The sequence below is a fragment of the Acidobacteriota bacterium genome (assembly GCA_035471785.1).
In the GTDB taxonomy this organism is placed as follows: domain Bacteria; phylum Acidobacteriota; class UBA6911; order RPQK01; family DATIPO01; genus JANQFM01.
The window spans coordinates 18,527-33,329 of sequence record DATIPQ010000142.1 but is presented as its reverse complement, the minus strand read 5'-3'; the positions used below and the strand labels follow the sequence as shown (position 1 = coordinate 33,329).

At 62.5% G+C, this 14,803-nt stretch carries 11 protein-coding genes; 5 read left to right on the top strand and 6 right to left on the bottom strand.

What is annotated here, in order from left to right; translation table 11 throughout:
• Window positions 1-292: 292 nt before the first annotated feature.
• The 3 genes from VLU25_20125 to VLU25_20115 are packed head-to-tail and all read right to left on the bottom strand — an operon-like array spanning window position 293 to window position 3,154.
• Complete coding sequence (locus tag VLU25_20125; protein ID HSR70248.1) at window positions 293-1,006, bottom strand: glycosyltransferase; 714 nt, start codon at window positions 1,004-1,006, stop codon at window positions 293-295.
• Between the two features lie 8 nt (window positions 1,007-1,014).
• Complete coding sequence (locus VLU25_20120) at window positions 1,015-1,722, bottom strand: TVP38/TMEM64 family protein (GenBank protein HSR70247.1); 708 nt, start codon at window positions 1,720-1,722, stop codon at window positions 1,015-1,017.
• A 13-nt stretch (window positions 1,723-1,735) separates the two neighbouring features.
• Window positions 1,736-3,154, bottom strand: a complete 1,419-nt coding sequence (locus tag VLU25_20115; GenBank protein HSR70246.1) for a mercuric reductase — start codon at window positions 3,152-3,154, stop codon at window positions 1,736-1,738.
• Between the two features lie 104 nt (window positions 3,155-3,258).
• Between VLU25_20115 and VLU25_20110 the strand changes: the two genes are divergently transcribed.
• Window positions 3,259-4,509, top strand: a complete 1,251-nt coding sequence (locus VLU25_20110) for a metallophosphoesterase (protein HSR70245.1) — start codon at window positions 3,259-3,261, stop codon at window positions 4,507-4,509.
• Between the two features lie 761 nt (window positions 4,510-5,270).
• Here the strand turns inward: VLU25_20110 and VLU25_20105 are convergent.
• The 3 genes from VLU25_20105 to VLU25_20095 all read right to left on the bottom strand — a co-directional run bounded on the left by VLU25_20105 (window position 5,271) and on the right by VLU25_20095 (window position 8,963).
• Entirely contained in the window at window positions 5,271-6,149 is an 879-nt protein-coding gene (locus VLU25_20105; protein ID HSR70244.1) for a mechanosensitive ion channel family protein, read from the bottom strand.
• 27 nt (window positions 6,150-6,176) lie between these two features.
• Window positions 6,177-6,971, bottom strand: coding sequence for a DUF432 domain-containing protein (locus tag VLU25_20100; GenBank protein HSR70243.1), 795 nt, complete (start codon window positions 6,969-6,971; stop codon window positions 6,177-6,179).
• A gap of 117 nt (window positions 6,972-7,088) precedes the next feature.
• Window positions 7,089-8,963: a cation:proton antiporter gene (locus VLU25_20095; protein ID HSR70242.1), complete on the bottom strand. Its 1,875-nt coding sequence runs from the start codon at window positions 8,961-8,963 to the stop codon at window positions 7,089-7,091.
• 107 nt (window positions 8,964-9,070) lie between these two features.
• Here VLU25_20095 and VLU25_20090 point away from each other — a divergent pair, with 107 nt between their 5' ends.
• From VLU25_20090 to VLU25_20075, 4 genes are all read left to right on the top strand, one after another.
• Window positions 9,071-9,853, top strand: a complete 783-nt coding sequence (locus tag VLU25_20090) for a hypothetical protein (protein ID HSR70241.1) — start codon at window positions 9,071-9,073, stop codon at window positions 9,851-9,853.
• 115 nt (window positions 9,854-9,968) lie between these two features.
• Window positions 9,969-10,709, top strand: coding sequence for a MerR family transcriptional regulator (locus tag VLU25_20085; GenBank protein HSR70240.1), 741 nt, complete (start codon window positions 9,969-9,971; stop codon window positions 10,707-10,709).
• Window positions 10,710-10,873: 164 nt separating this feature from the next.
• Window positions 10,874-13,315, top strand: coding sequence for an ABC transporter permease (locus tag VLU25_20080; protein ID HSR70239.1), 2,442 nt, complete (start codon window positions 10,874-10,876; stop codon window positions 13,313-13,315).
• 284 nt (window positions 13,316-13,599) lie between these two features.
• Entirely contained in the window at window positions 13,600-14,793 is a 1,194-nt protein-coding gene (locus tag VLU25_20075; GenBank protein HSR70238.1) for a hypothetical protein, read from the top strand.
• Window positions 14,794-14,803 lie beyond the last annotated feature (10 nt).

Below are 14,803 nucleotides of genomic sequence, written 5' to 3'. Positions count from 1 at the left end.
AACCGCCCCCAGGATGCGCCTCCCACCTTTCTTTGCCTAGTGCAGTGCGTCAAAGTTCTGAGCCACCCTGTGGCGTTATCCCACGCTTTCAGCGTTTGCACATTTGCCGTCTGAAACCCAGGGTGGCGCCGCCGTCTCGCTGGCGCTCGCCGGGACTGACCCTGGGCTGGCGAATCGCTCGCCTTCAGCGAGCCCGGACTTGACTTCTAACAGAGTCGCCGGGCTGGCGAATCTGTCCCTTTCAGAGACAAGAAACGGAGGGCCCCTGGCTCAGAATTTATGACCGGCAGCCCTAGTCGTAACGGTGGTAGCTGCGGTCGAGTTCCTGCGGCGAGCGGCCCAGTTTGTAGGCCGTCATGGTGCGCAGGATGGTCCAACTCTGCCGCAGCACCCCCCGTTCGATATAGCGGCGGGCCGAGGCTTGGGCGGCCAATGGGATGATGGCCAGCCGTCCGCGAGGGGTGCGCCGGCAGAGACGGCGCAGGCGGCGCGAGAAGTCCACGTCCTCCATCAGGGGGATGGGGGCGAATCCGCCCAGGTCGTCGAAAACGCGGCGGCGCACGAAGATGCAGTCGTTGCCGAAGAAGACGTGGAAATAGCGCACCCTTAGATAGGATACGGCGACATTGCCCCACAAACGCCAACTGCGCTGGCGGTAGCGCTTGAGAAAAGACCCGCCCAGGACGTCTTCGTCGCCCAGGACATCCAGCACGGCCGGCAGCGCTCCCGAAGGCAGCGAGACGTCGGCGTGAAGAAAGAGCAAGATGGAAAAGCGCGCCTCTTGGGCCCCGCGGTTCAGTTGAAGGCCTCGCCCTCTCTGCGATTTCACCGCCTTGAGATTGTCGAGGCGGCGGCGGCGGCCGAAGTCGAGGACGCGCTCAAGCGTATCGTCCTGCCCGGCCACCGAAACGATGACCTCCATGGCGGTTGCGCCGCTCACCGCGGGATGGAAGAGCCGCTCCAGGGCGTCCTCGATGCCGGGAGCTTCCTGGTATGCCGGTATCACGATGGATATCAAGTAGCCTCTTGCTTCTCATCTTGGGATTGGGCACCGGCTGGGTCAAGCCGCTTCTTGATCCAGATGGGGATGATGATTCCTCCCGCGAAGACGGCCAGCGCCGAGAGGGGGCCGGGGGCCAGGAGGTCGGAAAGCCGGTTCACCTGCGAGAAAACGCTGCCGAAATAGACGGCGATGAATCCCAGAGGCACAGCCGGGATGGCGGTGCCGATAAAGAAATCGCGCACCTTGATCTCGCTCAGTCCGCTGGCGAAGCTGACCAGGTCCCAGGGCAGATTAGCGAAGCGCGCGACCATGACGGAGGCCCATCCGCCCTCCTCGAACTTTTTCTTCAGCTTGCTCAAGCGTCCGCCTTGGGAGGCCTTTCGGCTGACGAAATCACCTCCCAGAAAACGGGCCAGATAGAAGCCGAAGAGCCCCGCCAGGGTAGCGCCTATTCCCACCATGACGGTTCCCGCCAAGGTGCCGTAAATGGCCCCGATGACGATGGCCACCGGAAGCGGCGAGATGACGGGAAAAATGGGACGGATGCTGTAGAGCCCCACCAGGATCACCGGCCCCAGCGCGCCGTAGCCCCTGACCCAGCGGCGCAGGCTTTCCACCGTGAACTGAGAGCGGTCGATGCCCGAAAAGAAGAGCAGGTAGACCACCAGGCCCGCCAAGATCGAAAGAAGGGCCAAACGCGCCAAGCCTGACTTGCTCATCGCTCGCCGCCTTTTAGTAGATCCACCTGACCAGCCTCTTCATCCATACGGAATAGATTTTTTTCTTGAAGTGCTCGCCCAGTGTGCGGTTGATGATCTCGGAGTGGGTGGGGTAGACGTAAATCGTCTGGGCCACCTTGCGTGCCGAAATCTTCTGCTTCATGGCCAAGTAAAGCGTATGCAGCACCTCTCCGGCGTGATTGCCCAAAACGTGAACGCCGATGATCTTGCCCTTGGAGATGAGGATCTTGGCGAAGCCGGCGGTCTCAGACTCGGTTAGGGCACGGTCGAGTTGGTCGAAGCCGAAGCGGGCCACGTCGAAATCGATTCCTTTCTCCTCGGCCTCCTTCTCGGTCAGACCGGCGCGGGCCAGCTCGGGGTCGGTGAAGGTGACCCAGGGAACCACCGTGAGGTCCTGGGAGGCGGGGAAGCGGAAGAAGATGTTGGCGAAGGCCGTTCCGGCCTGATGGGCCGCGGTATGGCTGAAGTAATAAGGTCCGGCCACGTCGCCCACCGCCCAGATGTTGGAGGCCGAGGTCCTGAGGCGCGAATTGACCTCGATTCCGTCCTTCCCGTATCGGACTCCGGCCTTTTCAAGATCGAGCCCCTCCACGTTGGGCCGCCGTCCCAGCGCCGCCAGGATGGTCTGGGCTTGCAGCTTGCGCCTGGCCCCGTCGCGGTCTTCGGTCACCACGAACCGTCCGCCCTCTTCCCGGCCCACCTCCACCGCCTTGTGACGGGTCAGGATCTCGACGCCTTCCTGACGCATGACTTCCTGCAGGGCCAGCGCCGCATCGGCGTCGTCCTTTTCCAGGATGTGATCGGCCATCTCCACCAGCGTGACCCGGCTGCCGAAGCGGCAAAAGGCCTGGGCCATCTCGGTTCCGATGGGTCCCCCGCCCAGTACGATGAGCGACTCGGGGAGCTCGCTGAGGGTTCCGTCGAAGAGCTCGACGTTGGTCAGCACCGGAGTCTTGTCGAGTCCTGGAATGGGAGGCACAGCGGCATGGGAGCCGGTGGCGATGACGAACTTCTTGGAGGTCAGCTTGCGGCCCTGCAGCAGGATGGTGTGGCGGTCGAGGAAGGAGGGAGAACCGATGTGGACGTCCACTCCCAGCTCCTCGAAATACTCCTTGCTCTCGTGCTCTTCGATCTTGCCTTGCACGCGGCGCAGACGTTCCAGCACCTGTCCCAGGTCGGCCGTTACCTGGCGCGGCTCGAATCCGTACTTGTCGGCGCTGCGGATGCGTTGGGCGATCTTGGCGCTTTTCAGGAAGGTCTTGGAGGGGACGCATCCGAAATTGAGGCAGTCGCCGCCGATCTTTTCCTTTTCAATCAGGGCCGCCTTGAGTCCCAGCTCATGAGCTCCCCGGATGAGCGGAAGCCCGCCTGATCCGGCTCCGATAACCATCAAGTGGTAGTCGTACTTCACTTTGTCCTTTCCGCCCCCACTTAGAGAAATGCCGACCCGCCCCCTGGGTATTCCATCGATGCGGTACAAGAAGCGACCGGCGCCAGTGCCTTATAATGAAGCCGATGTTGCATGCGCCCAGCCTTCTCCTGCTCTCGCTCTGGCTGCTTCCTCCAGCCTCCTCGGATGGGCCGGGCGGGCCCGCACTGCCTTTTCCCGGACTGCCTCTGCCATCAGCCGGCCAATCCTTCCGCTTTCTCGTCTACGGAGACATTCAGCACAACCACCGCGAGGGCCACAACCGCCTGGTGGAGCAGATGATGAAAGAGGAAGACGTGGCCTTCATCATTCATCCCGGCGACATCTCCAAGGACGATGGAGAGGGCTATGTGAAGGATTTCCTGAGCGTTGCCGCACCCCTGGTCGAGCATACGCCTTTCTTTCCTTCGCCGGGCAACCACGATGTCGAATGGGGCAGCCCCGCCAGCAGGGCGGGATTCACCGGCTTCTTCCGCACCGTGCTTGGACGGCTGAGCGAGCTGCCCCAAAACGCTCACATGGGCGACTTGCAGGAACAGAAGCTGTGGTACAGCTTCGAATACGCCGGAGTCCTCTTCATTTGCCTCGATTCAAACCTCTTCATCGATGAAGGCAAATACGCCGCCACTCATCAACTCGAACCCTATCGGGGGCTGCGGGAAGAGCAACTGGAATGGCTGCTGGACGAGTTGGACCGGGCCAAGAACGACCCGGCTATCCGGGCCAGGTTCATCTTCATGCACCATTCCCCCTTCTCCAGCGACGAGAACAAGCCCAAGTTCGGTCTGTTCGGCGGCCATCCGGGACACCGCGAGATGATGATCAACCAGACCATCCCCGGACTCACGGCGGGCGAGCATCGGCTCTACTTGACCGACCTGCTGCGCAGCAGCAAGGTGACCTCCGTCTTCACCGGCCACGTTCACTATTACGAGCGCTGGCGCGAGGTCATCCGCAACGGCGACAGCTACGTCCATGTCCTCAACTGGTTCGTGGTGGGCAACGGAGGCGTGCGCCTGCGAGGCAAGCCGCTCTCCGATCCCCAGGACATTCGCGAGTTGTTCGAGGATGAGGAGGTCTTTCTAGCTTACCAGCAGCGGGCCCGTGACGCCGTCCCCGGATGGCGTTCGCAGCTCCAGCACGCCTTCCCTAATCCCGAGTTTCCCGACGGACGGTTTCACGGCTACGTGGTCGTGGAGGTGCGTCCGCAGGGCATCTTTTTCCAGACCAAGGACATCTACGGTCAAGTGCGTGACAGCGGACAGCTCTCGGGCGACCTCTCCCGCCTCCCCGGACTGCGCCGCCCCGACACCGTCCCCGACAGCGAAAGCCGCTAGTGGTGGGTGTGCTGCGTACAAAGGATCGTCGGCGGATGGGCGGCCCTCCCCCAGACTCCTCCTGCAAGATCGCCAGCCGGCGGTGGGGTTGGTGTGTGGAGAGGATCGTCGGCGGGTGGGAGGCGCATCCTTGCGGCGATCCCCACCGGAGGGTCGAGCGACCACTGTGCTGACTCTTCTATGAGCCGTCCAGGCAAAGACAAACGGCGAGCCGTACCGCACCCTCCTGCCCATCGCCGCAGGGATGCGCCTCCCACCAGGCCTGTTTCCCCTCGGTCCTTTGAGGCAGGTTGCTCCCTGGAAGGCGGGCGTCCTCCCCCGGACTCCTCCTGCAAGATCGCCAGCCGGCGGTGGGGTTGGTGTGTGGAAAGGATCGTCGCCGGGTGGGAGGCGCATCCTTGCGGCGATCCCCACCGGAGGGTCGAGCGACCGCTGTGCTGACTCTTCTATGAACGTCCAGGCAAAGACAAACGGCGAGCCGTACCGCTTCATCCTGCCCATCGCCGCAGGGATGCGCCTCCAACCAGGCCTGTTTCCCCTCGGTCCTTTTGAGGCAGGTTGCTCCCTGGAAGGCGGGCGTCCTCCCCCAGACTCCTCCCACCAGGCCTGTTTCCCCCCGGGGCCCTCGGAGGCAGGTTGCTCCCTGGTGGCCCCCCAGACTCCCTACCTTGTAGAGTCGGCACCAGCCGTGCCCCCCCCTGGTCCCCTGAAGCAGGTTGCTCTCTGGAAGGCGCCCTTTCCAGACTCCTCCCGCAAAGCCGCTAGACCCCGGTAGCGGACTCCGGCTCGTCCTGAATGACCCTGACCGTAAAGGGTTCGCTGGCCTCGCCCTTGTAGAGCGACAGGTGGGGGAAGGGGATCTCGATGCCTTCCTCGTCGAACCGCCGCTTGATGGTCTCGGTGACTTCGTTCTTGATGGTGAGGAAGTCGGTCTTGACACCCCAGATGGCAAAGAGAATGTCGATCGAAGAGGCCCCGAAGCCGGCCAGAATCACCAGCGACTTGGGCTCTTGCAGCACCAGCGGATGCTCGGTGGCGATGTCCAGCAGAATCTGCCGCACCCGCTTGAGGTCTTCCTTGTAGGCGACCGACACATTGAGATCGATGCGCCTGAGGGGGAAGGCGGTGAAATTCTGCATCTCGGTCTTGATCATGTTCTCGTTGGGAATTCGCACCAGACGGTTATCGAAAGTGCGCAGCTTGACCGACAGGGTGTCGACTGAGATCACCTCCCCGGTGAAGCCGCTGACCGTAAGAAGATCGCCCGGCTTAAAGGTCTTTTCGGTGGCCAGAAAGATCCCGCTGATAATGTTGGAAACGCTGGTCTGAGAAGCGAATGCGATCGCCAGGGAGAAGATTCCGGCAGCCCCCAGCAAAGTTGAGAGCGGAAATTCCAGGATCTGCAGCACCATTACCAGAATCGCGGCCAGCCCCAGGATGGAAGTTCCCTTGCCGGCCAGCATGGCCTGCTGGACTCCGATGTGCTTGGAGATCATGCGCTTGATCCAGCGCGAGAATCCGAACACCAAGGGCACTCCGATCAGAATGGTGAGCAGCACGCGCACCGCGTCTGCGATCCGCTCGGGCGTCAAGACGCCGCTCAGGTCATAGCCCAGGATTTGCATTGCCGCTAACTGCATGGTTGTGGCTCCTTGATGCAATACCGCTTAGCTTGTGAAGATGCCCAGTCCGGGCAGCGATTTCAGTTGAGAGAAGGTCGAGGCCAGCCCTCTGCGGGCCGGAGTACGCCGACGCGTGATCAGCTTGGCTCCCGACGCCTCCCGAGGCGCCCGCCCCTTGGCTTCAACCTGGCTGGTGTCGTCGGTTCCCCTGTACTCGACATGGCAGGCATCGCCGAAGAAGACCCCTTCCTTCTCGAAGATGCTCAGCCAACCGACTCGCAGGCAGATCTTCTCCACCTTCAGTTCCTCTTCCGAGCGGTTGTGGATTTGGATGGGACAGACGGCGGTGTGAGGCAACTGCATAGGCGGCTCGACCTCGCGGCGGGCCCGGGTGGAGAGCCAGTAGGCCAAGTCGCCCTCGAAGAACGATCCTTGCCAGGTATTGGACAGGACAAGCGATGGAATCTCGCGAAGCAGCGTGGTCTGATTGTCGGCCAACTCGACCCGCACCCAGAGCGGAATGTTGACATAAACGCGGGCCTCGCTCTTGGGCGTCAAAAAGAAAGGGGCCTCGGGCTGCATCACAACCGGACGGTCGGGAAAGACCGGCAAGAAGCGGATCTTGCGGGGATTGCCCCTGAAAGCATAGCGGACCCACTTGTCATCGAAGTGGTGGGGAGTTTCAGGCTCGGGCCCTTGCTCTCCGACCTCCATCCAGGCCAGCCAGAGATCTCCCTTGGAGGCCCTATGCCAAACTCTCAAGGGGCCGAACTTGCGCAACGAGGTCGTTTCACCGGGGAAGTCCTGCTCCCCCCATTCGAACTGGAACTCACTGTTCATGGATTCCTCTTCCAAAGACGTGATTATACGGCAGCCGGAGAGGAGGCCGCCTGTGCCCAGGACATCTCCTGAGGCTAAAGGACTCCCCCGGCGAGTTCAAGCCGGTCCGACAACCCTTCAGTGGGCCGTCAGTTTCTCGGCCGCCAGCTCGACGGCCTCTGGCGAGCCTACCACGGTCAGCAGGTCGCCCCGGTAGAGTTGGGTGCCGCCCCTTGGGATGACCAATTCGGCGTCGCGGTCGACCACCAGGACCAGGGCGTCGCCGGGCAGACTCACTTCGCCCAGCCGGCGCCCCTCCAGGGCCGCGTTGGACATGCGCACCACCCTCACGTCGCGCTCGGTGTCGAAGTCGGTCAGCAGCGAGAACGCCTGGGGATGCCGTACCATGGCCTCCAAAATGACGATGAGGGAAAAAGTAGGATCAACGATCTTGACACCCTCCTTGCGCAAACGCTCGGCCCGGTCGCGGTCCTGCACATAGGCGATCACTGTGGGGATGCCCAGTTCGCGCCGGGCCTTGGGCGCCAAATCCTCGATGGCGTTTTCGTCCTCCAGCATGCAGACCAGCGCCGAAGCTTCCTGAGGACGCGCCTTGGCCAAGCCCTTGGCGTGTTTTCCAGGTTCGACCTTGATGGTGTCGATGCCGGCCTTGAGGGCCTCCTCGACGAAAGTGGCGTTGGCGGTCACCACGATGACCGGCTCGTGACGTTCCGCCAAACGCTGAGCCAGCACGCGGGCCTGAGGCGGCGAGCCGGCGATGATGACGTGCCTGCGGCTGTGGCGGGTCATGGGGATCAGCCGGTTGAAGACTGACGGCGCCGCCACCACCGTCACCAGCGACAGAAGGATGATGGCCGAGTTCATGGCCTCGGACAGGGCGCCCAGATTAACCCCCACCGCAGCCACCGCGATGATCAGGCTGAGGCGGGCCGAGGTCAGCGAACCGATGCCGATCACCTCTCGCCAGGTGAAGCGGAGACGGTAGACCAGCGCCGCCAGCATTTTCACCGCGAAGGCGATGAAAATGAAGATGGGAACAGCGGCCAACCCCTCGGGAGACTCCATCAGCGCGTGGATATCGAAGTCCACCCCCACCATGATGAAAAAGATGGGAATGAAAAAGCCGTAGCCCAGGGCGTTCAGCTTGGGACGCAGATCCGAACCCTGCTCATCGGACAGCAGCGAAACGATGGCGCCGGCCAGGAAGGCCCCTAAAATCACCTCCACCCCCAGGCCCTGGGCCAAGGCGATAAAGACCACCGCCAGCGCCAGCGACCCGCGGATGTCCAGTTGCGCGGTGGCGTGAGAGAGCTCTTCTACCAGCCGCTCCAGCGGCAGGTGACGGCGGGAAACGTGAGCCAGCCGGTAGATGAGAAAGGTGGCCGCCAGGAGCACCAGGATCAGCATGATCTCGAAGCTGAGCCCCGCGGTGTAGACGGTCACATAGGCGCTGACCAAAAACACGGTGGCGAAATCGCCCACAACCGAAGCCACCAGGATGTACTGCCCCAGGTCGGTGAAGGTCAGCTCGCGTTCCTTGAGCACCGGCATCACCACCCCCAGCGAAGTGGTCGAGAAGATCAGGCTCATGATGACCAGGTCCCTGCCGTAGCCTTCCACGATCAGCCACAGCGAAGCGCCCATCGACAGCACCAAAGTGAGGGCGAAGAAGAGCAAGCCCGCCTTGAGCGGAGTATTGACCAGCCGCTTCACCCCCCGAGCCCGCTTCACTTCGGTCCGGTCGATTAACAAATCGAAGTCGATCTCCAGTCCGGAGAGGAACATCAGGTAGACGAAGCCGAACAGCTTGAGAAACTCGAGCCAGGGATTGGGGTCGCCTCCCAGCAGGTCGAAAACCGTCGGCCCCACAACGATCCCAGCCAGGATTTCACCCGCAATGATGGGGACGCGAAAACGCTGCAAGACCACCGGCACAGCCACAGCCAACAGCGTCACCACCAGGAGAGGATAGAAATTTACGGTATGCTCCACGAGACAAATCCCTTGCCTTCTCGCCTTCAAAAATGTTTAAAGTGTTGAAGGCATTTAGCCTGGCGCCGACTCTACAAGGTAGGGAGTCTGCCACAAATCTATCTGTCATGAAGAGGATTCGACTGATTCATTGGAAGGCGGAGGAGCTGCCCGAGCGGGTCACCCGCTTGCAGAACCAGGGTTTCGCGGTCGAGTTTACCGACCCTGAGGGGGGCCAGGCGCTCTTCCGCAAACTGCGCCAGAACCCGCCCAATGCGGTGGTCATCGACCTCTCGCGCTTGCCCTCGGCAGGTCGCGACGTGGCCTTCGGACTGCGCCAGAGTCCCCTCACTCGCGGGATTCCTCTGATCTTCGTGGACGGCGATCCGTCAAAGAAAGAAAAGGTGCGCGAGGCGCTTCCCGACGCCTTCTATTGCGAGTGGGACGAAATCGGGACAACGCTGCGAAAAGCCATGGCCAATCCTCCTGAAAAACCTGTCGTTCCCGATTCCACGCTGGCCGGATACTCGGGCACGCCTCTGCCCAAGAAACTCGGCATCAAAGCCGGAATGACGGTGGCGCTGTCCGGCGCCCCCGAGGACTTCCACAACACCTTGGGCCAACTGCCCGACGATGTCACCCTGCGCCGGCGCATGCAGGGCCATTGCGATCTGATCATCTTCTTCGTCGACTCGGCCTCCCGCCTCAGGCAACGGCTTCCCAAGATCGCCCAGCGCCAAGACTTTCAGCGCCTCTGGATCGCCTGGCCCAAGAAAGCCTCCGGCGTCAAGACCGACGTCACCCAGGCCATCGTGCGCGAACTGGGACTGTCCCTGGGATTGGTCGACTTCAAGATCTGCGCCATCGACCAGGTCTGGTCGGGCCTGGCCTTCACCCACCGCAAGAAGTAAAATTCCATTCCTTTCATTTTTTTCTTGAACCTCACGTAACGTGAGGACTTAGCCTCCATTCCTGGACGGCTTGGGAAGGGGATTTCCTCATGACCAGGCCGCAAAGGACATCGACATGCGTTTGCTGAAAATCGGAGAGCTGGCCAGGCGGACGAAAGTCACCGTCCGCACCCTGCACTACTACGACGAGATCGGACTGCTTTCGGCCTCTTATCAGAGCGAAGGAGGCCATCGGCTCTACGGCAAAGACGACCTGGCACGTCTCTACCGCATCCGCTCTCTACAGCAGTTGGGGATGTCGCTGGAAGAAATCAGCCAGTGTCTGGACCGCTCCGATTATTCCCCGCTGCGCGTGTTGGAAATGCACATCGAGCGCGTCCGCCAACAAGCCGAACGCCAACAGACGCTCTTGCGGCGGCTGGGGGCCATGGCTGACCGGCTGCGCGCCAATGACGACGTCTCGGTGGATCAATTCCTCGAGACAATGGAGGTTATGAGCATGATCGAGAACTACTACACGCCACAACAACTGGAGCGGCTCAAGCAGCGCGGGAAGGCCATCGGCCAAGAGCGCATCGAAGAAGTCCAAGGCGAGTGGACCCAGCTCTTCAAGCGCTTTGAAGAGGCCCGTTCTGAAGGATTGGCCCCGCACAGCCCGCAGCTCTCCGAGGCGGTCTCCAAGTACCAGGCGCTGATCGCCGAATTCACCGGAGGCGAGACCGACATCGAGCAGTCCTTGGGCAACCTGTATCAGTCCGAGGGCGGCCCCCGGGTGCTGCAAAAACACGGCATGCCGGTCGACGATGACCTGTGGGAATACATCGGCCAGGCGCTTAAGGCCCACTCGGGCCAGTAAGTAAGCCGAAAGCCGGATCGCGGCCTGCCGCGGTCCGGCTCCCCAAGTCACTGCCGCTTCATATTTTCACTTGTGTTAAAAAATAAAATGTCCTATGCTGTCAGATGCTCACGGGAGTAGACCGGCACCGACGCCAGGTTGCGGCAAACACGAGGTGTGCAGTTTTGATAGAGAATCTAGGACAAGATCTTCGTTTCGCCCTGCGTACTTTGCGCAAGGCGCCTACCTTCACTTTGCTGGCCGTCTTGACCCTGGCGCTGGGCATCGGCGCCAATTCGGCCATCTTCAGCATCGTCAACGGCGTCCTCTTGCAGCCATTGCCCTACGCCCAGGATGAGCGCATCGTCATCATCCACCAGGAGACCAACCGGGGCGGCACTCAGGCGATGCCCTTCTCGGTCAAGGAGATCGAGGACTACCGGGCCCAGAACCAGACGCTGCAGGAAGTCGTGGAATACCATTCGATGGGCTTTACCATTTGGGGCGAGCTGGAACCCCACCGGGTGCGCACGGGAGTGGTGTCGGCCAACTTTTTCGACGTGCTGGGCGTAGAGCCCATGATGGGCCGCACTTTTCAGAAGGGAGAGGACCAGCACGGCACTCCTCCCATCCTGGTCTTCAGTTACGAGTACTGGGCGGGACGCCACGGAAGCGATCCCGACATCATCGGCAAGACCTTCAAGGTCAACGACAACATTCACGAGGTGGTGGGCGTCTTGCCGCCGCTTCCCCAGTATCCGCGTTACAACGACGTCTACATGCCCACCTCTCACTGCCCCACCCGCTCCAGTCAAGGCTTCATCGACAACCGCAACGCGCGCATGATGAATGTCTTCGCCCTGCTCAAGGAGGGCTCCAGGCTGGAGCACGCCGAACGGGACGTGGCGGCGGTGGCCCGCCGCATGGCTTCCGAGCACAGCGAGAGCTATCCTCCCGAATCCGGTTTCGCGGCCAGGGCCACCCAGCTCAAGGACGAGCTGACCCGGGAAGCCCGGCCCACTTTCTTGATTCTGCTGGCGGCTTCGGGACTGGTGCTGCTGATCGCTTGCGCCAATGTCGCCAACCTGTCTCTGTCGCGCCTGCTGCGCCGCGAGCGGGAGATGGCTTTGCGCTCGGCCCTGGGGGCGGGACGGCTGCGCTTGTTGCGCCAGATGATCACGGAGTCGTCGCTGGTGGCCCTGGGCGGAGGGCTATTGGGACTACTGGTGGCTTACGCCGGTCTCGACCTGCTGGTGGATTTCGCCGCCCGCTTCACGCCGCGGGCGCCCGAGATCACCGTGGACGGCAGGGTGCTGCTCTTTACCCTGCTGGTTTCGATGGCGGCGGGAATCCTCTTCGGCGCCCTGCCCGCCTTGCAGCCCCGCCAAGACCTTCAGAAAGCGCTCAGCGACGGCACCCGCTCCTCCTCAGGACGCGGCAAGCAAAGGCTGCGCCAGGTCCTGGTGGTCGCCCAGGTCGGCGTATCGCTGGTTCTGCTGGCCGGTGCCGGACTGATGGTGCGCAGTTTCGTCAAGTTGCAGCAGGTGGACGCCGGCTTCCAGCCCGAGCAAGTGCTTTCGATGCGGGTGGGGCTGAACTTCACAAAGTTCGCGCAGAGCCCGGCAGGCGTCCGCGAGGCTCGCAAGGCCTTCATGGAAAAGGTCGAGGAAGAGGTCAGGGCCCTGCCGGGGGTGGTCTCGGCGGGAATCGTCAGCGTCGTTCCTCTCAACCAGCAGCAGGGGATGACCCATGAATTCAACATCGAGGGACGCCAGGCCGGCAACACGCCCCGCATCGCCACTCACAGCTTCGCCTCGCCCGACTACTTCCGCACCGTGGGCATTCCTCTCCTCAGAGGACGCTTTTTCAATGCCGGAGACGATGCTCAGGCCAACCGCGTGGCAATCATCACGCACTCGCTGGCGCAACGTCACTTCCCTGACCAAGATCCCGTGGGCAAGCGCATTTCGGCGGCCATGGGCGACAGCGACTGGATCACTATCGTGGGCGTGATCGGCGACATCCGCCAGTACGGCCTGGACAAGGGGCCCGCCGACGAGATCTACGTGCCCTTCGCCCAGGCTCCCTTTTCCTCCCGGCTGGTGGTGCGGACCGCCGGCGATCCCAGCGCCCTGGCCCAGAGCTTGATCAGCAAGGTCCGTGAAATCGACCCCGACCAGACGGTGGACTCGGTGCAGACCCTGGAGGAGATCCGGGCCGACTCGGTGGCGCCGGCGCGGCTGACCACCGTATTGACCGGACTGCTCTCGCTGCTGGCCCTGCTCATCACGGCCGCCGGAGTCACCGGCGTCATGGCCCTGCTGGTGGGCCAGCGGACGCAGGAAATCGGCGTCCGCCGGGCCTTGGGCGCCCAGAGCGGGGACATCTTGCGTCTGGTTTTGGGGCAAGGCCTGGTCATGGTCGTGGTGGGCTGCGTCCTGGGAATGGCGGGCGCGCTGGTGCTGGGCCGCTTCGTGGAGAGCCTGCTGTTCAACGTCTCGGCCTATGATCCGCTCACCTTGGCCTCCACTTCGCTGATCTTGCTGCTGGCGGCTCTGGCGGCCTGCTACGTCCCGGCCCGCCGCGCCCTGGGCGTCGACCCGCGCGACGCGCTCCACGCCGAGTAGGTCAGGCAGGGGCCTGTCAGTGACCGTGTCCGGGGACGCGGAAGTCGGGGGGGCAATGGCCTGGGAAGATAGCGGATGGAGGCTTGCTGAGACGTCCCGGCCAGCGGCATGGCGAAAAGCGCCGCCAACACCAGAGCCGGCGTCCACACCCGGTTCACCCGTGTTCTCGCATTGCGCAACATGACGCCAAGTTAGCAGGTGGCGGAGGCGGATGCCTGTTCGGTTCCTAAGATTTTTCTAAGCTGCTATCCTATCCGCGGGAAAGCGGCCTTTGGAGCAGAGTCATGAGCCGAGCGCCAACCTGGTTTCTGCGAGGGCTTGTCTTCTGTTGTTCGCTGGCGCTGTCACTGGCCGCAGCCGAGTGGATGGCCCGGCTGGCCGGGCAATGGAGAGAGACGGCCCAGCAAGGTCCCGACTACGGAGACACTTGGGCCGAGGGTGAGCGGATGGGGCCGGGAGGCTACCTCCAGCCCGACTTCCGGGCCCGCGTCATAGACGGCCGGGGCGGAACCGTGCTCTGGCACAACAACAGTCAGGGCTTCCGCAACGAAAGCGAATTTTCACGCCATCCCCCGCCCGCAACGCTGCGGATCCTGTCCTTGGGCGATTCCTTTGCGGCCGGTTATCGGGTGGGCCAACACCAGACCTATTCTTATCTTCTGCAACAATGGGTCTCCAAGCGCGGAGGGCCAACCCAGGTCTTGCTGGCCTGCACCGAAAGTCCTTTCAACGCCTACCTCTACCTGTCCGATTACGGGCTGGACTGGAATCCCCACGTCGTCCTGTTGCAGATCACGCTGGGCAACGACGTCTTGCAAGACTACGTTTCCCTCCATCCCGAAGCGATCGGATTCGCACACGGGCTTGAGACGATGGAATTCCCGGCCCACGTTCTCCGGCCCCCGGACCCTCCGCCGCAGCCCTCGGACTGGGCCCTGCTGCGCCTGTTTGGGCAGCCGCGTCAAGGCATCGCAAGTTGGTACCCAGCAGGGGCGCGGCTCTTCGATCCGAGCAGCGGTCTGGGACTATTCCTGAAGCAGCCTCCTCCTTCCATCGAAGTCGCTTATCAACGTCACTTTCAGGTGCTGTCGATGCTCCAGGAGATGTTTCAGCAGTCGTCGGTCCGCTTGGTCGTCGTGCTGGCGCCGCAACGCTTTCAGGTTCAGCGCCGCCTCGATTGGCCCCCAACGGTGGCCAGGTACGGGCTGCGCCAGGAGCACTTCGACCTCGAATTGCCCAATCGGCGCATCCTGCAGGAATGCCGGCGCCTAGGGCTGCTCTGCATCGACCCCACCGAGACCATGGGCGAGATACACCGCACCTGGGGCCGGGACCTCTACTTGCCCGGAGGCGACATGCATTGGAACCCCGCCGGACATCGGTCCTTCCTCCAGGCCCTCAAGCCCCATCTCCTTCCCTTGCTGGAGGAGGAGAGAAAGAGGCTGGCGCCGCCAGGGAGATTGCGTCCCGGATCTTGATTGGCGATGA